The organism is Lactobacillus taiwanensis DSM 21401, assembly GCF_001436695.1.
In the GTDB taxonomy this organism is placed as follows: Bacteria; Bacillota; Bacilli; order Lactobacillales; family Lactobacillaceae; genus Lactobacillus; species Lactobacillus taiwanensis.
This window is the reverse complement of sequence record NZ_AYZG01000005.1, coordinates 18,376-35,922: the sequence shown is the minus strand read 5'-3', so window position 1 is coordinate 35,922 and position 17,547 is coordinate 18,376. Positions and strand designations below refer to the sequence as shown.

Annotated in this window: 19 protein-coding genes, 1 pseudogene and 1 other annotated feature; of the genes and pseudogenes, 7 read left to right on the top strand and 13 right to left on the bottom strand. The window is 33.1% G+C overall.

Going from position 1 to position 17,547, the window contains the following annotated elements:
• Nucleotides 1-216 precede the first annotated feature (216 nt).
• From cbpB to FD18_RS01775, 3 genes are all read left to right on the top strand, one after another.
• Nucleotides 217-705, top strand: coding sequence for a cyclic-di-AMP-binding protein CbpB (gene cbpB / locus FD18_RS01785; RefSeq protein ID WP_057718272.1), 489 nt, complete (start codon nt 217-219; stop codon nt 703-705).
• A 78-nt stretch (nt 706-783) separates the two neighbouring features.
• Nucleotides 784-2,664, top strand: coding sequence for a heavy metal translocating P-type ATPase (locus tag FD18_RS01780; protein WP_057718271.1), 1,881 nt, complete (start codon nt 784-786; stop codon nt 2,662-2,664).
• 61 nt (nt 2,665-2,725) lie between these two features.
• Nucleotides 2,726-2,773 (top strand) — a sequence feature (sodium ion sensor (DUF1646 type); this cis-regulatory element may regulate processes involved in with the transportation of sodium ions).
• Nucleotides 2,774-2,820: 47 nt separating this feature from the next.
• The gene (locus tag FD18_RS01775; RefSeq protein WP_057718270.1) at nt 2,821-3,981 is read left to right on the top strand and encodes a cation:proton antiporter; all 1,161 of its coding nucleotides are present in this window, start codon (nt 2,821-2,823) and stop codon (nt 3,979-3,981) included.
• Between the two features lie 47 nt (nt 3,982-4,028).
• Here the strand turns inward: FD18_RS01775 and FD18_RS01770 are convergent, their stop codons facing one another.
• Together FD18_RS01770 and FD18_RS01765 are read right to left on the bottom strand one after the other, a co-directional pair.
• A complete protein-coding gene (locus FD18_RS01770) occupies nt 4,029-4,616 on the bottom strand; it encodes a DUF4097 family beta strand repeat-containing protein (protein ID WP_235499850.1) in 588 nt (195 codons plus the stop codon).
• Nucleotides 4,617-4,682: 66 nt separating this feature from the next.
• Nucleotides 4,683-6,260, bottom strand: coding sequence for an ATP-binding cassette domain-containing protein (locus FD18_RS01765; protein ID WP_057718268.1), 1,578 nt, complete (start codon nt 6,258-6,260; stop codon nt 4,683-4,685).
• A 101-nt stretch (nt 6,261-6,361) separates the two neighbouring features.
• Between FD18_RS01765 and FD18_RS01760 the strand changes: the two genes are divergently transcribed.
• Nucleotides 6,362-7,222, top strand: a complete 861-nt coding sequence (locus tag FD18_RS01760; protein ID WP_057718267.1) for a helix-turn-helix domain-containing protein — start codon at nt 6,362-6,364, stop codon at nt 7,220-7,222.
• Nucleotides 7,223-7,832: 610 nt separating this feature from the next.
• Here the strand turns inward: FD18_RS01760 and FD18_RS10000 are convergent.
• The 10 genes and pseudogenes from FD18_RS10000 to FD18_RS01710 form a co-directional block, all read right to left on the bottom strand.
• Nucleotides 7,833-8,063, bottom strand: coding sequence for a hypothetical protein (locus FD18_RS10000; protein WP_057718264.1), 231 nt, complete (start codon nt 8,061-8,063; stop codon nt 7,833-7,835).
• A gap of 104 nt (nt 8,064-8,167) precedes the next feature.
• The gene (locus tag FD18_RS01740; protein WP_235499849.1) at nt 8,168-8,719 is read right to left on the bottom strand and encodes an Rgg family transcriptional regulator; all 552 of its coding nucleotides are present in this window, start codon (nt 8,717-8,719) and stop codon (nt 8,168-8,170) included.
• Nucleotides 8,719-9,006, bottom strand: a complete 288-nt coding sequence (locus FD18_RS09995) for a helix-turn-helix domain-containing protein (RefSeq protein WP_235499848.1) — start codon at nt 9,004-9,006, stop codon at nt 8,719-8,721. The genes FD18_RS01740 and FD18_RS09995 overlap by 1 nt, the downstream gene beginning before the upstream one ends.
• 148 nt (nt 9,007-9,154) lie before the next feature.
• Nucleotides 9,155-9,295, bottom strand: a pseudogene (locus FD18_RS09990) (MFS transporter); the annotation flags it as partial.
• A 332-nt stretch (nt 9,296-9,627) separates the two neighbouring features.
• Nucleotides 9,628-10,275 carry a pyroglutamyl-peptidase I gene (gene pcp, locus FD18_RS01735; protein WP_057718263.1) on the bottom strand — a complete coding sequence of 216 codons (648 nt, stop codon included), beginning with the start codon at nt 10,273-10,275 and terminating at the stop codon, nt 9,628-9,630.
• Nucleotides 10,276-10,293: 18 nt separating this feature from the next.
• The gene (locus FD18_RS01730) at nt 10,294-11,217 is read right to left on the bottom strand and encodes a DUF979 domain-containing protein (protein ID WP_057718262.1); all 924 of its coding nucleotides are present in this window, start codon (nt 11,215-11,217) and stop codon (nt 10,294-10,296) included.
• Between the two features lies 1 nt (nt 11,218).
• Nucleotides 11,219-11,893: a DUF969 domain-containing protein gene (locus FD18_RS01725; RefSeq protein ID WP_057718261.1), complete on the bottom strand. Its 675-nt coding sequence runs from the start codon at nt 11,891-11,893 to the stop codon at nt 11,219-11,221.
• Between the two features lie 113 nt (nt 11,894-12,006).
• Nucleotides 12,007-12,495, bottom strand: a complete 489-nt coding sequence (locus FD18_RS01720) for a DUF805 domain-containing protein (protein WP_057718260.1) — start codon at nt 12,493-12,495, stop codon at nt 12,007-12,009.
• A gap of 22 nt (nt 12,496-12,517) precedes the next feature.
• Entirely contained in the window at nt 12,518-12,658 is a 141-nt protein-coding gene (locus FD18_RS09985; RefSeq protein WP_235499847.1) for a hypothetical protein, read from the bottom strand.
• 346 nt (nt 12,659-13,004) lie between these two features.
• Nucleotides 13,005-13,526 carry a hypothetical protein gene (locus tag FD18_RS01710; protein WP_235499846.1) on the bottom strand — a complete coding sequence of 174 codons (522 nt, stop codon included), beginning with the start codon at nt 13,524-13,526 and terminating at the stop codon, nt 13,005-13,007.
• A gap of 140 nt (nt 13,527-13,666) precedes the next feature.
• On the opposite strand from FD18_RS01710, the gene FD18_RS01705 reads away from it, so the two are divergent.
• Nucleotides 13,667-15,121 carry a PTS galactitol transporter subunit IIC gene (locus FD18_RS01705; protein ID WP_057718257.1) on the top strand — a complete coding sequence of 485 codons (1,455 nt, stop codon included), beginning with the start codon at nt 13,667-13,669 and terminating at the stop codon, nt 15,119-15,121.
• A 48-nt stretch (nt 15,122-15,169) separates the two neighbouring features.
• Nucleotides 15,170-15,679, top strand: coding sequence for a DUF1440 domain-containing protein (locus FD18_RS01700; protein ID WP_014567920.1), 510 nt, complete (start codon nt 15,170-15,172; stop codon nt 15,677-15,679).
• Between the two features lie 16 nt (nt 15,680-15,695).
• Here the strand turns inward: FD18_RS01700 and FD18_RS01695 are convergent, their stop codons facing one another.
• On the bottom strand, nt 15,696-16,343 hold the full coding sequence (locus FD18_RS01695) for a CPBP family intramembrane glutamic endopeptidase (RefSeq protein WP_057718256.1): 648 nt from the start codon (nt 16,341-16,343) through the stop codon (nt 15,696-15,698).
• A 79-nt stretch (nt 16,344-16,422) separates the two neighbouring features.
• Between FD18_RS01695 and FD18_RS01690 the strand changes: the two genes are divergently transcribed.
• Nucleotides 16,423-17,544 (top strand): YdcF family protein, encoded by a 1,122-nt coding sequence (locus FD18_RS01690; RefSeq protein ID WP_057718255.1) that lies wholly within the window; start codon nt 16,423-16,425, stop codon nt 17,542-17,544.
• The last annotated feature ends 3 nt before the right edge of the window (nt 17,545-17,547 follow it).

Genomic DNA, 17,547 nt, shown 5'->3' with positions numbered 1-17,547 from the left:
TAGCATTAACATCCAACTTTTTATTTTCATTCTTACTCCTCCAAGTAGATTGAATACATTTATCAGTTTTTGACTGATCCTATACTTATATATTTTGAAATCCGCGTCTTTCCCAGCGCGGATTTTTTTGTGGGCTTATTTTCAATACTTTCATACAATAGAAGTGAAAAGAAATATATTTTTTAATTTAAATATTTAAGTTTAGAAAGGATTATCATGTTCTCACCATCTATTCAATCATTGATTGAGGAAAAAGCGGGCTCATTTATTATTCCCGCCTCTAGGATTGCGTTTGTAGCAGACGAAAATCCACTCTACCATGCGTTTTTAATTCTTACTAAAATGAAATATTCTAAAATTCCAGTTTTAGATAGAAAACAAAAAGTAGTTGGTTTAATTAGTTTAGCCATGATTACAAACAAGATGCTAACACCTGATAATATTGTTATCGAACCTTTGTCAGACTTAAAAGTCAAAGATGTAATGCAAACAGAATTCGAAACAATCAATTTTGCTCACACTAATTTTGAAACTCAACTACATCTTTTAGTAGATAATCCATTTATTCCAGTAGTCAATGACAATAATGTCTTTCAAGGTCTGCTAACTCGGCGAGAATGGATCAAAGCATTCAACTATGTTACTCATACAATTGACGAAAAGTATGACATTACTGAGAAATGCGTTTCACATGAAGAAAACTAAATCGCTTAAATTTAATCTGTTAAGTGGTATAGTAATATTGCTTTAGTATTATTGTTAAATTAGTTGGAGGTAAAGTTAATGAGACATCAATGGAAATTTTTCACGATTCTCGGAATTGGTGTCATTGCAGCAATTTTAGACTTTCTGTGTGGAGCTCCTAAAATTGGTACATGGCCCATCTCAGGCATCCTAATTGATATCTTCGGAATTTTTATGGCAATCACCATGCTCCGCGAAATGATTCATACTCTTGAATCCGGTCGTTGGGGCGTTGATATTCTAGCAATTATTGCTGTTGTTTCAACCATGATTGTTGGAGACTACTGGGCAGCTTGGATGATCTTAATTATGCTTACTGGTGGTGATTCCCTTGAAGACTATGCTACTAGTCAAGCTGATAAGGAATTACGTTCTTTATTACAAAATTCACCAAGAATTGCTGATAAGTTAGTTAACGGCAAGATTGAAGAAGTTAAGGTTGACGACTTAAAAATTGGCGATATTGTGTTAATTAAGCCAGGTAGCCAAGTTCCAGTAGATGGAGAAATCATTAAAGGTAATTCTAGCTTTGACCAATCTTCTTTAACTGGTGAGTCAGTTCCAGTAGATAAAAAAATCGGCGATAATTTAATGTCAGGATCAATTAATGGGGATGCAGCTGTAGAAATGAAAGTTACTAAAGCTGCTAAAGATTCTGAATACCAATCAATTGTCGCTTTAGTTAAGTCTTCTGAAGCAAAACCTGCTAAGTTCGTTAAAATGGCTGATCGTTATGCAGTACCATTTACCATTATTTCTTTAATTATTGGTATCGCAGCTATGATTACTTCTGCTGTAACTAATCCAGCACTAGGTTGGCAAGGACACTTTTTGCGTTTTGCACAAGTTATGGTTGTTGCATCTCCTTGTCCACTGTTAATCGCTGCTCCAGTTGCAATGGTATCTGGTATGAGTTCAATGTCACGTAGCCACATTATCGTTAAGTCTGGTACTACACTTGAGAAGCTATCTCGCACTTTAACTTTTGCTTTTGATAAAACGGGTACGTTAACTGAAAACCAATTGGTTATTGACCAAGTTATTTTAGCTAAAGACAGTTCAATTTCAAAAGAAGAACTACAAAGCTTAGCTGCTAGCGTTGAACAACAATCCAGTCACGTTATTGCCACTTCATTAGTAAAAAGCACCGATAAAAACTTAATTAAACCAGTTACCAACTTGAAAGAAGCTACTGCTAAGGGTGTTAGCGGCGAAGTTGATGGTAAGTTAGTTAAAGTTGGTAAACTTTCTTATGTTGATCCCGATCAAGAAAAAATTACTGTTAATTCAACAGCTGTCTTTGTTTCAATCGACAACAAATTTGCTGGATATATTACTTTCCAAGATCAAATGAGAGAGAATACGCCAGAAACTATTAGCCGTTTACGTCGTCAAGGTATCAAACAAATCATGATGTTAACTGGTGACCGTAGAGCGGTAGCTGATAAGGTTGCTAAAGAAGCCGGTATTAAAGAAAGTGAAGTTCATGCAGACTTACTTCCTGCACAAAAAATTCAAGCAATTAGAGATGTTAAGCCCGATCTAAGACCTGTTGCCATGGTCGGAGATGGTGTTAACGATGCACCTAGTTTAATGGCTGCTGATGTTGGTATTGCCATGGGTGCTAAAGGAGCAACCGCTGCTAGCGAAAGTGCCGATGCTGTAATTATGGTTAATGACATTTCTAAAGTTAATGATGCAGTTGCAATTTCTAAACATACTATGAAAGTAGCCCATGTCGACATCATCACTGCAATTTGTATCGTTATATTAATTGAATTAATTGCCTTTACTGGTATCATCCCAGCCTTTTGGGGTGCAATCTTGCAAGAAGTTGTTGACTTAATCACTATCTTACTTGCTCTTCTTGCTAAGACGAAACCAACTAACCCTAAACAAACTGGGATTAAAAATAAATAGTTATTTGCAACTATGAATATTTTTAGCTAAACTAATTTTTAGTTAAATAATTTTCATTAGTGGTTGGGTTTTTAAAACTTTCAAGATTTGCTTATTTGGGTCAATAAGCGCTTGGAAGTTTTTTATTTACCACAAAGTTATAGAAAGCTGGAGAAGATGCACTTTTTAGGAGAATTAATTTTAATTCTGCTGGCTACTACATTATTAGGGCAACTGTTTTCACGTCTTAATATGCCAGCGGTTATTGGTCAATTATTATCAGGAATTTTATTAGGTCCAGCCATTTTAGGACTAGTCAAACCAAACGAAATTATTTCGCTTTTTTCAGAATTCGGAGTAATTTTATTAATGTTCTTAGCAGGTCTTGAAAGTGATTTGGATTTATTAAAAAAATACTTCAAATTAAGTTTCACAGTTGCTGGTATTGGTGTTATACTGCCTGTATTTTTTACGGGAATTGCTAGTTACTTGTTTGGAATGAATTTCCTAGAAGCATTATTTATTGGAATTGTGTTTGCGGCTACAAGTGTTTCGATTTCAGTTGTAGTATTACAAGAAGCTAACCAAATTCATACCCGAGCTGGTACAGCTATTTTAGGGGCAGCTGTAGTCGATGATATTTTAGCTGTCATTGTTTTAAGTCTATTCACTACCTTTAGTCATGAGGGCGGCAAGAGTGGACTGACTAATAATTTCTTTATTAATTTATTAATTGAAATAGTTTACTTTGTCGCTGTTTGGGCTGTCTTTAAATTTGTTGCCCCATATTTCATGAAACTAGCTGAAAAAGTTGAAGTTGACTATGCTGTTGTTATTGGCTCACTTGTATTAGCTTTATCAATGGCTTGGGCAGCAGACTTTGTCGGTTTAAGTGCAGTTGTTGGTGCCTTCTTTGGTGGACTTGCAATTAGACAAACGCCTCAATATAAGGAAGTTCAATCCTCAGTAAGTGCAATTGGATATTCAATTTTTATTCCAGTATTTTTTGTAAACATTGGTCTATCAATGACATTTGCAAGCTTTGTCAAAGATATCCGGTTCATTATCGTGATGACCATTTTAGCTGTAGTATCTAAATTCTGGGCTGGTAAATATTCAAGCGAATTATTTGGTTTTACTAAAAATGAAGGAAATATTGTTGGTGCCGGCATGGTGTCACGTGGTGAAGTAGCTTTAATTGTCGCTCAAATTGGAATTACGCACCATCTCTTTCCTGAAGATATCTATTCAAGTTTAATCTTGGTAATTATCATTACCACTGTCCTTTCACCGTTTATCTTGAATTACTATATTAAACGCGAACTTAAAAATGACTAACAAAAAACGAATTAGCTAAAATTAAGGCTAATTCGTTTTTTCATATTCTAATTTACTGAAACATTACCCAGAGAAGTATCTGCTTCTAAGACATTCCTAGAGTCACTATTCTTTTCAAAGGAATTACCTTGCTTTTTACCACTAATTGTAACTTTCCCAAGAGAAGTATCTAAATCATAGCCACTCGCATTACTGCTCTTAACTCTAATATTACCTTTTGAAGTATCAAAACTAATTCCATCTTTAGTCTTCAAATCTTTAATATCGATATTGCCGTTTGATAAATCAATATTGCCTGTTTTTACTGCTAAATAATCAGCACTAAAATTACCATTTGCATTATCAACATTTAAGCTTTCTAATTGCTCTTTCGGCATTTCAATTACGATTTTAGAATTTAACTGCTTAAAGTTAAATAGACGAATGTGGGTAACTTGATTCTTAAAACCAATTTTTAATTTGCTATCTTTAACCTTAATTTCAGGAGCAATTTTTTCTGCTCCAGAATAACTGACATGATATTTATTTCCTACTTTTAAAACTACATCTCCCGTTGGAATGTCTATATCTACTTTATTAAATTTAGAAAGTGAATAATCTTGATTAACAACTTTCTGATTAGCTATATTAAACACAGTCCATCCTCCAACTAATATAATTACAATAATGCTAATACTGAATAATATCTTCTTCCAATTCATCTAAATATATTCCTTCAAGTCAAGTATTTCGTCATATTGCTTCAATTCAGCTTCCTCATAGTGGTGAATTACTTCAATGAAAGTTAAATTTGAAGCTAACAGATATTTATGAATTATATCAGAAGTTTTCTTATCAAGAGAAGCGTTAATTTCATCAAGTAATAATACAGAACGCTTCATTAAAATTGCTCTTGCTAGCTCAATTCGAGCCAACTGTCCACCGGATAATTTATCCGCTGCCACGCCCAATTGATAATCAAAGCCTTTTTCTTTAACTAATCCATTTAAGTCTAATTTATCGCAAACTTCCTCTACCTTTTCCCGGGAAATATTTTTTCCTAAAGTCAGATTAAATAATAGACTATCCGCAAAAATAACCGGTGCTTGGCTTGCATATGAGAATAAGTCCGGAAATGTACCAGCTTTTACCTTTTTATCATTTAGTCTAATCGCTTCGGCTTGTCCATATTTTCCATATAACAAAAATTGCAATAAAGTCGACTTTCCTGCTCCAGATGGTCCAATGACTGCAATTTTTTTACCTGGCTTGACGTTTAAGTCAATTCCAGTAGCTAATTGCTTGCCATCTCTCTTTAGGATCAAATTCTCTACTTGTAAGTCTTGTAAACTTACAGTTTTACTATTTTCTTGATCTGTTTCTTTATCTAAAAATCCATTAATCTTCTCAACTATCTTCTTAGTAGTAGATAACTTACTTCTGTCATCTAAGATAAATAAAATTGGATTTACAAATGAATTAGCTAATTGCACAATTGCAAATAAAGCTCCTAAACTTGTTTGCCCTTTTACAACTAAATAAATTCCAAATAGAAATGGCATCAAAAACGTAATAATATTAGCAATAAAATTAATCCATGAGTTAGTATCAAGATTTAAAAGATTCATCTTACTCAATGCCTGTTCTAGCTTAGAAATTGTTTGTTTATTTTTAGCAACTGCCTGATTTTGACCATCATACAGATGCAGGGTTTCAACACCAGCTAAGAAGTTTTTAGTTTGATTAACATACTTACTATTAGCACTAGTCCACTTTTCAGAAGATTCTTGAATCGGCTTTTGAAAAACATTAGAAACAATCATTGGAATAAAAGATCCAACTAGGAATAGTAATGTAAGTAACCAATTAACTGCTAAAGCATAGCCTAGTGCTAATACTAGTGAAAAAATCTGCATAATAATTTCAATTTGAGCATTAAAACGATTAGTTTCAAGTAGTTTAAAATCATTAGTTAAAAATCCTAAACTATCACTATTTTCATCTTTTGACTCTTCTAGCATCCCACCCAAAATATGTGTCCTTAAATAAGTGTTAGTTTCCTTAATCGTATTAGTTTTCAATCTGTTAAATACTAAACTTGCAATTAAAGTAACAACTAATGCTGCAATAACAATAATCAAAAATTGTGCAATTTTACCCCAATTCTTATTAGTAGCAATATTAGTTAGTGTTTGAACAACATTAGCCATAATAATATTTTGAAAACTAGCAATTAAGCCAAAGATAATCATCAATATGAATCTAAATTTATTTGAATACTTAAACAGCATCTTCTTCATCCCCTCATCGATTTAAACTTGTTGATAAGAGTATATGATGAGATTATACTTAAAAATAAATCTCTTGCAGATCTGCAAGTTAATTTTTGGAGAATGAAAAAATGTATGGTTATGAATTCAAAGAATTACGCTTAGAACAAGGTATTACACAAAAAGAAGTCTGCCGTGGAATCTGCTCTGAATCAAAACTATCACGCTGGGAAAATGATCAAGTCGAGGTTGAATTTAGTACGGCAATGAAATTATTAAATAGAATTCACATTACTAGCCATGAATTTATGGGTTGGTCTAAATTCTCACCACGACCCGAAATAGATCCTGAACTTTCTGAAGCTATTGAAAAAGAAAATACCCCACTTCTCAAGCAAGTTACACAAAAACAACTAACCAAGTATCATAAAAATCATAATAAGTTTGATCTATTTATGGCTGCTAATCTATGTAATCAACTTTTTATTATCGAACATAAAAATTACTTACCTCCTATTGATCGAAAAAAGCTTTTTGCGATTTTTTCAAAAGTCAATTTATGGAGTCAATACTATATTTCAGCGTTTGGCGCATCAATTTTTCTATTCAATCCTAAGCAAATTTATGGTAGTTCAATGCAAATAATTCGTAATATTGACCGCCTTAAAGAGGCTGAAACTAGTTTTAACTTAGAAATCATTATGGGAAGTTTATCAGATGGCATTTTACGGCTGATTTCACTTAATGAATTGTCTTATGCTCAGCGATTAGTTAAAGAACTTAAAAAAATTGAATTACCACAATATCTAATGTTTTTTACCCTAACCTTGACTTATTTGCAAAAGGCAATTGATTACATGAGAAATGGGGATGACAAACCAATACTTACATTAATTTCAGAAGTTTTAGATTTGGGATGCAGTGTCCAAGCAACTACCTACCTAGATATGTTTAAATATTTAAAAACGCAACGAAAAAAATACAATTTTTAACATAACGTCTACACTCATTTTTATTCGCTCCTAATATATAGTCACCATCATTTAATAGGCATAATAAAAAACGCAGTTTAAAGCTGCGTTTTTTGTAACTATAAAATACGATCAAATTATCGTAGCAACAATCCAGACTATATTCGTAACTAATAATACCAAAGCTACTAGCCCTTTAAATAAGTTTTTTCTCTTTGTAACAGAATATCTATTAACTAAATATTCCATACTCGCACCAACAACTATGTTCATTAGTACCATTACCATACGATAAGGAAAGCTTCCCCACCATGATGTTAAATTTAGTACTGCTAGTAGTGTAAAAGTTGTCGTTACACTGTAAGAATAACTGATTAATTTTACATTTTTCATAGGCTTTTCTTGACCTCTTTAAAAATAACGTACCAGAAATATAGATATGCTGAAATACACATGACTAAAATAGGAACTTTAATCAACAATGACCACTGCATTGTCATATCCATAATTGACATACGAATATTTGTTTTGAAGATAGCATCTACAAATAAAGGTAAAAAAGGAACTATTCCTAGTAATATCTTAAAAACTAATACTAATCTTTTCATAATATTATCCCTTTCAAAACAAATTATTTCTTGAACTGTCTAACTACTGCCGTAATTATCGCTAGCAAGTTAACACATATAAGAAATATAGTGCCCATTAAAAATTCAGTGTTCCAAAAGTCTTTAACCGCGGCTACAGTGTGAACACCAAATAGCATAGTTCCAAAACTATAATAGGCCGAATAGATCGTTATCAATATTACTCCAACTATACTAATAGCCATTAAACCTAGTATCCACTTAATAAAATTCATTCCAACTACACTGCACTCCTTTCGGTTAATTATTTTGTTGAGATTAAGTATAAATTATAAAAGTGTGAAATAAAGAAAAATGGGTGTATTTACCCAATATTACATTATTTATATTTATCCTTAAACTTTTGTAACTCTCCCCCATATTCAGGCATACCTACAAGACAAAAACTTTTTATTATAGTATCGCAATATTGCAACGCAGACTTATCTTGATTCTTTTTATATTGAATGAAATAAGTGAAAAAGGTCATAGCACTTTTATAAAAGAAAAGATCAGGATTAGTTGGAACCTTATTAGCAAAGTCAATATAAAAATCAATATTCTCAAATTTATTTTCTTCGATAGAAAGGACTAAAACATTAATAGCTAAAGAAAATAGAGATTTTTTAACAAGCATAGATTCACGCACTTGATACTTTTCAATTATCTTTCTAACAATTGCTTCGTTATCAGCCAAACTATAGAAACGCATAGAATTGCAATACAGCATAAACTTAGTACTATTGAATTTTGGAATTTCAAAAATTTTCTTCTTAATCTCTTCTCTAATTTTTTGATCAGATTTATCCGGATTTAGTAATTCTAAAAGTCCATCAGCAATCAAATTTTGAATTTCTTTATCTTTTTCAGATAATTCACTCTCCGTAATCATTAATTTAACTTTTTTAGTTTATCTTTGTCTACGTGATAATATGCTTCTTCCATTATCTTTCTTTGAATTTGAATCTGACTTTGATAGTTTTGGTATAAAGTTTCAATAAATTCTGTAGCATCAATTTGATTATATCTAAGCAGATTAATTAAGTTTTCCGCCGAAATTTGATGTACATTTCTTTCTACTTTTCCGTAGTAAGATCGATCAATTATATTACCTGCAAATTCTTGTAAAGTTTTATTTTGGTTAATACGGTATTGCTTGAGTAGATCTCCTATTGTCATTTTTACCTTCACCCCTAATCAAAAATTTTTATCACTATTTTAATGAGATAGACAAAACCAAACAAGTGCAAAATTTGGGATTTTGGTTAAAACATACTATGTTATTAGAGAAATGCCGTTAATAACGTTCATCACTGGCGCAGTGAACCATAAAGATCGTATCAAGTAAACTTACACTTGAAGCTAAAATCTTCTGATTAATTGTTGTAACTAACTATTGTTGCATTTTAAGTGAAGCAGTACTTACAACTGCAGCTAACAAAAAGTAAAATGGCAAGATTATAAAAATTATGAAAACGACAAAGAAAAAAGCCAAACACTTATATGCTTGACTTTACGTGAAAGAGGCTACCTTAGCCTCTTTTTATGATTTTAATAAAAAGTAATGGTACAAATACTAAATTTCAACTATAAACACAATTACTAGATAACCATACCAATCGAAATTCACATCATGATTGCCAAATTGAGTTAAACAAACAAAACTAGAAACAAAATTCCGATTAAGCAATAAGCAAATGGAAAACCATATTTAATAATGTGCTGCCTAACTAGTAAACATAAAATGAATCCAATAATTGCTAAGCTAACACCCAAAACATACAATGAACCACCTACATTTTAGTGATTTGCGCCTTCAACTGCTTCAATATCGCCCTTACCATCACGGTCAACAATAGCGCTAAGAGCTGCAGTTAACCCCTTAACAATATCATCAAGCGCCATTGATGGAGTATTGGGACGATTTACTACTTGCTCAGGTAAGAATGGAATATGAATAAATCCTGCCTTAATGTTAGGAAATTCCTTATCTCTCATATATTGGACTTGATACATAATATGATTACATACATAAGTACCAGCAGTATTTGAAACGCTAGCTGGTAGACCTGCATCCCTGATTGCCTTTGCTTCTGCCTTAATGGGCAATTGTGTAAAGTAGGCAGTTTCACCATCTTCATGAATTGGTTCACCAAGTGGTTGGTAGCCCTCATTGTCCGGAATACGACCATCATTGATGTTAATTGCTACTCGCTCTGGAGTTAAGCCAAAACGACCACCAGCCTGACCAACATTTAAGACATAATCAGGATTTTCGTTTTCAATTGTTTCTTTGACAACTTCAGCTGACTTATTGAAGACAGTTGGAATTTCTAACTTAACAATTTCTGCACCATTAATTTCATCAGGCAGTCTTTTAACTGCTTCAATTGCTGGATTAATTTTATCTCCGCCAAAGGGATCAAAACCTGTTACTAAAATCTTCATAATCTTATCCTTTCAAGACTAAAATGCTAAAAAGTACATTAAACCAATTTGAACAACCAATAAGATAACTGCGATTGTAGCTTGTTGCTTAATAACGCCCATCTGGTCCTTCATTTCTAAAAGTGCAACCGGTAGTGTATTAAAGTTAGCTGCCATTGGTGTTACTAAGGTACCGCAATATCCAGACGTCATTCCAATTGCAGCAACAACTACTGGATTAGCACCTTGAGCAATTACAAACGGAATTCCAATTGCTGCTGTAATTACGGCAAAGGCTGCAAAGGCGTTACCCATAATATAAGTAAAAAGCGCCATTGCAATACAGTATAACGCTACTCCTAAGAAATGATTTCCAGCTGGAAAAACATGACTAATCATATTAGCAGTTAGTTTGCCAACACCGCAAGTAGTAAAGACTACTCCAAGCATAGCTAATAGTTGCGGCAAAACGCCAGGTGCACCAACGCTACGTACCATTCTTTGCGAATCTTTAAAGACTTGCTTAGTCGGAGCTTTAGTTAAAATAATTGCCAAGATTAATGAAACAACGGCACCAATACCGATTCCAACTTGACCACCAAGTGGCGTAAACTGAGCAATCAAAATAGAAGTTAATGCTAAAACTATACTTGGTAAAAATACTTTTGCTCCTAAGCGCTTTGCACCCTCTTGCGCGGTTTTGGGGTCTAACTTAGGTAAGCTACCAACTTGAATCTGTTTAAACAAAGCTAGAATTCCAATTATTAAAACCATTGCTCCAGATACTACTGCTGGAATCCAATCTCCAAAGGCAAAAATAATTGCCAAGAAGAACCAAAAAACGGCGGTTCCAATTCTTACCTTGTTTGTCTTATCTCTTAATGTTTCAATCCCAGCAACTGCCATACATAAACCAATCAAGGCATAAAGAATGCTTAGCAAAAAATTAATCGTATTTTGCATCTTATTCACCTTCCCATTTCTTCATTTGACGGTCAAAATAAAGATTGTAAGCAAAGACTAAAATAAAAGTAATGATAGCAATTGGAATAGTATTAAGCACAATTCCAACAGGATCAACTTTATAGCCCAGTGATTTCATAGTTGAAGAAATCAAAAGTACTCCACCAGAAGCTACAAACAAGTTCTGAGCAAAAAAGTTACCAAAGTTGTCAACTGCCGCACTGCGTCCCTTAATTAGATCAATTTCTGATTCAGTTAATTTTTTATTATCTTGATCTTCAGCAGCCGCAATTACCATTGGTGCAATTAATGGTCGAACGAATTGTACTTGTCCTTGTAAAGAAATTCCAAAAACTCCAGCTAATTCACGAATTAATAAATAGATATTCAAAATCTTACCCGCAGTTAACTTTTTAAGTTTTTTAATTGCATTAACCGCATAATCTCTTAATCCATGTGATTCTACTAGCCCAATCATTGGCAAGGTTAGGAAAAACAAACTTACCATTCGATTTTCCACAAAACTCTTTCCAATTACTTCCAGCAATTTAACAAAATCCATCCCTGAAAACAGACCTGTGACAATTGCTGCAATGACTACAACTGCAGTCGTATCCCACTTTAAGACAAAGCCGACCACAATTATCAATATTCCTAACAGCTTTAAATATTCCATACTACCTATTCCTTAAATAAAAAATAAAAAAATACTATAAAAACATTATATAAAATGCAATAAAAAAATACGAAAGGAAAAACCATTCGTATTTCAATTTCTATTCAAATTAGTTAATCAACAAATAAGTAGCTGCCCCATCTTACTGGTTCTTCAACAGTAGGTAGCAATAAGAAAATAACTACAATAATCCAGCCAAATGGAATAATAATTAACCATAGCCACCAACCACTGTAGTTCGCATCATGTAGTCTTCTTACTGCATAGCCCAAAAGGCCTAATTTTATCCAAATTAGTAAGATGAATAAAATTAATTCAATTAGCCAAACTCCGAAACCAATATGTGTCAAAACCCAACTCATATCATTTCTAGAAACTGACAGAACACCGTTTGGAATAAAAACGGCTACTGAAATTACTCCAATTACAATTGTTAATAAGAACTGAATAACAAATGCAACCCAAAAGGCTTTTCGTGTACTACGCGCTGCCCAAGTGAACGGATAGAGAAATAATCCCTTAAAAATTTCCCCAACTGATGGATCGGGAATATCACTTTCTGGTGCATGATATTCTTGTTCATAATAAGGTTTATCAGACATAAAATTTACCTCATACTAATTTCTAATTATTTTCTGCTTTCGTAATTAGTTTATCAAAATTTTGATCCTTATGTTTTTTAGCTTGGTCAGGTGTCTTCCAGTAAACTTGATCCGTTATTTTTCCTTGGCCACTAGCTAAAATAACTACCGGATGTCCGTCCAAGATTGTATAACCATAAGACGTTTGGTGTTTATCTTTAGCTGTCCAACCAATTAAGGTAATATAATTGACTCCTTTCGGGGCTTCAGTATTATTAAAGACTTTAACCCATGTATGAGTATCGTTCAGATAGTCATTAGAAAACTGTTGATGCTTTTCAAAATACTCTTTATCTGGGATATGGATCTCATATTGATGATCTTCCGTCGTAAGCGCATGTGGACCAAATTCAATTTCTCTTAATTGATTATCATCCTTACTATGTGTACGCCGTTTTTTATCTATACTGTACCACTTACCTTGTAATTTTGTAGGAACAGTATATAACCCTTTATCACCAGCAATATTTTTAGTCTTTACTCGCTGGCTTTCTTTCGTCTACTACCTTGATATTCTTAATGATCTTGTTAACCTTACTGCCATCATTATGATTGTTAAGATATTTAATCATCATTTTAATATCAGATGAACCAATTTCCTTATTCTTATGATAGAAGAAAATCGTTGGATCATTCTTTGTATAATAGAAATATTTATCTCCATCAGCTGTGGCAATTTCGTATGCAACATCACTACCATTTTGCATATATGAATAATCCTTGCGATTGTGGAGTTTTACTTTAACGGTATTATTTTGTGCTTGTTTAAAAGTCTTCTTCCAAATATCAGGATACTTTTCACCAGCATAAGCAATTGTAATTGCAGTTTGCTTCTTAGTAGTCAAATTATTTGCTGTAATTTTACTGCTTTTCTTAACTGTTGTCGTTTTTTCATTTGAAGAACTAGAATTGTTATTTTGCGTATTGCTACATGCCGTTAGCATTGTACAGCTTAACAAACCAATTAAGCCAATTGATATAATCTTTTTCATCATTAATCCCTCCAAAAAATTTCCTCTCAAGTTTATTAAAGCACTCTGTTATTTATTACCCAAGCAATATAGCCCTAATTATTAGCGTTTATTTTTCTTCTTTTTTATACTAAAAATGTATCAAAAGAAAGGGGATCAAAATGCTAAATAATATTCATACTTTCTTTAACGCCTTTGGAGCAACAGTTATTGTTCCTATTATGATCTTTATTATTGCTTTATTTCTAAAAGTAAAGCCAAAAAAAGCAATGATGTGTGGATTTTATGCGGGAGTAGGATTAACAGGATTTTCTTGGATTATTAATGAATTTACTCCAATAGTTACTAAGATCGTTCGTCAAATGGTTAACAATACTGGCATCAAATTACCCGTTGTCGATATCGGCTGGCAGGCTGGTTCTCTTGCGAGTTTTGGTTCTCCAGTTGGTCTTACTTTTTTTGTATTTGGCTTGATAGCTGAATTTATTTTATTTGCTGTTGGAGTAACCAAGGTATTCATGCCATCTAATCTTTGGAATAATTTTGGTTTCATGATTTGGGGAACCCTTGCTTTCTATGTAACTCATAATTGGTGGATTTCACTAGGCTTATCCTTTTTTATGCTTCTTTACACTTTATTATTAGCTGAAGTTCAGGCTGATCGCTGGTCAAGTTATTACAAAATTGAAAATACTACTGTCTGTGCCGCACAAAACATTGTTCAAACGGTCCCCGCTATTCTTCTAGATCCTCTGTGGAATCTGCTTGGCTTTAATAAGGCAAATTTGACACCAGCAGCTTTCAAAAATAAATTTGGTGTCTTTGGCGAACCAACTACATTAGGGGCTATTTTAGGAATAGTAATCGGTGTTTTAGGCAATATTAAAGATCTAACAACCATTAAAGCATGGGGACAAATTCTACAGTTTGCCGTTCAACTGTCAGCTGTTATGACAATCTTTCCGTTAGTTACTAATGTATTCAGTAAGGCTTTTACTCCTCTAGCTAAGCAAATTGATAAAGAGAGGAAACAAAGTAAGAATCAAAAAGCTGAAGCAGATCTTGTTCACGATAAAAAACGTTGGTTCCTAGCAGTTGATGACGGTGTAGGTTATGGCGAGTCCGCCACGATTATTTCAGGAATTATCTTAATCCCAATTATGGTTGTTATTGCCTTTCTTTTACCAGGAAACAAAACTCTTCCTGTCGTTGATTTAATTTCACTTCCATTTATGGTTGAATCAATTGTTGCTATTACTGATGGTAATATCTTAAAGGTTATTGCAAACGGTATTGTATGGTTTAGCTTAGGCTTATATGCGGCTAGCTGGCTAGGTTCAATTTATACTGGAGCTATTTCTCAGTATGGTGCGACAATTCCAGCTGGTATTGTATTAGTTACTAGCTTTAACTTAATGGCTCGTCCCCTCAACGCGTTAGTTTTTGCAGCTTTTATTTCACAGAATCCTCTTTGGATTAGTCTATGTATTATTGTTTATTTGGCTTTGTTATTCATTTTAAGAAAATACCGTCCACAAATTTGGACTTATTTAAACAAAATGGCCAATAAAAATGTTCACGCTAACCAAGACCTTAAACCATCCCCTAAAGACTGAATTTGTTACAATAAGTACAAAGGATCTGACAAAAGGACGTGAATATTGATGACAAAATTTAGTTGGAAAAATGTATTAATTGCTGGTACTGCTGCTGGCGTTATTTCTGGATTAGTTAAATTAGGCTGGGAAAATATCCTTCCTCCAAGAACGCCAGAGAGAAATAAAACTAATCCTCCGCAAAAATTGTTGGAGCAAATGGGCGTGCCTGCAAAATTAACTCATGCAACTTATACTTATTCTGGTGAAAAATTACCATGGGTCAGCTATTTAGTTCACTTTGGCTTTTCTATTTCTTTTGCAACTGCTTATGCAGCTTTACTAGAAAAGAAAGTTAAATGGCTAACTGTAGATCAAGGTGTTCCTTTTGGTTTGGCAGTTTGGATTGCCTTTCACCTAGTTATCATGCCATTAATGAAGACTGTTCCCTCTCCTAAGGATCAACCACTAGAGGAACATATTTCAGAAGCACTAGGTCATATTGCCTGGATGTGGACTAATAATGAAATTGCCGAGATAGTTTTGAAACAATTAGGGCAAAGAAAAAAAGAGCGTTAAAGCTCTTTTTCTTTTACTATAAAATTGACAGAATATTGTTTAGCATGTGAGTTAAAATCGAATATCTAATATCTTTTGTTTCCACATATGTCCATGCCAGAATCATTCCCATAACCCAGTATAAATAAATGAACTTACTAAACATTGGGTCATGCCCGTAAGCAAAAACAAAGCCACTTGCCACAATTCCAACCCACTTATTTAAAGTATTATCTGCTGGAAAAAAAGTATTGAAGAACAGTGCTCTGAAGATGAGCTCTTCACAGATTGGTGCTACAACAATTAGTAAGACATTAAACATTGGCGATGCGACTTTTCTAACTTCATCAAGCTCTGCTTGATTCTGAGAAACAGCATTCCCACCAACCAATTTAATATAAGCAACTTGAAAAATTACAAGCGCAAAGAAAGCTGCTACTGAAATAATGACTCTTCTGACATCCCAGTGCGGTTTTGCGTTAAAGACCCAGTCATTTTCTTGCTTAAGCTCTCTCTTATAAATCCAATACATCCAGTAAATTACTGCTACTGTTAAAACTGCTAAAATAATTGCAAATAACAAGTTTACCTTCTTTTGCGCATAACCTAATTGCAAAAGTGTATATAATACAAAAGCAATAATCACTGTTGCTAAATTTCCTAAAAAGCGTAAAAAAGTCTTCATCTGAACACTTCCTCTAATTGAAATTATCTATTTCTTTTCATTATAATTATTTATTAAAAAGACATAAGGACATTTAATCATGCAATCACAACTCATGCAATCTTTACATCGACTTCTAAATTTTGCTACATCTAATAAGGTAACGATTACTACATTCATGATGCTAGTATTTTTAGGATTATTTTTACTTTCTTGGTTAATTGAACCACGCCGTTTGATCAACGGCCTTATTTTTACAGCATTTGGGCTTAGCTTTTTAATATGGACGGCCATTTTAATTATTTCACAGCACAATGCTTTTTTAACCTCTTCATTTTCTTTTATTGCCCTAGCAATTTTATTTGGAGTATTTTTCTTAGTTACATTCTCATGGATTTTCTTTCTTTGGAACGCATATTTTGTTTGGAAATATGAAAGTCACTCTTTGCCCAATCTTTTAACTTTAATTATTGGTTTATTTTTAGTCGGCTTATGGACTTTAAATAAAATTGGTGTCTTCCAAAAACTACCGAGCTGGCTACATTCATTAGTCGCTGGAGCTACATTAATTGCCTTCTATCTTCTATTTGTAATGTACAACTTCTTACTAAATTTATTTTTATATCAAATTGTACCACGTCGCTACAAACAAGATTATCTAATCGTTTTGGGCGCTGGCTTAATTGAAGGTAAAAAAGTCTCTCGACTTTTAGGTGCTAGAATTGATCGCGCAATTGCTTTTTCTAATAAACAGTATGACAAGGGTCATAAACGACCTAAATTAATTATGTCCGGTGGTCAAGGAAAAGATGAAAATTTATCTGAAGCAGCTGCTATGAAAGAATATGCTGTTAAACATGGCTATGATCCTAATCTAATCTTACTTGAAGATAGGTCAACTAATACTTACCAAAACATGATCTACTCTAAAGAAGTAGCTACCAAAGACTGGGGAAATACTAAATTTAAAGCAAAATTTTTCACTAATAACTATCATCTTTTTAGAGCCGGATTGTATGCAAAAATGGCTCATTTAAATGCTAATGGTATTGGCGCAACAACTAGGTTTTACTTTTTGCCTAATGCTACTATCCGTGAATTCGCTGGTGTCTTTATTATCCACAAGAAGCGTCACTTTGTTATTATTGGACTAATTGCAATTTTATTTATAATTCAAGCAATTTTAGCAGTCTTAGGACTGAGTAAATATATAATTGCTTAGAAG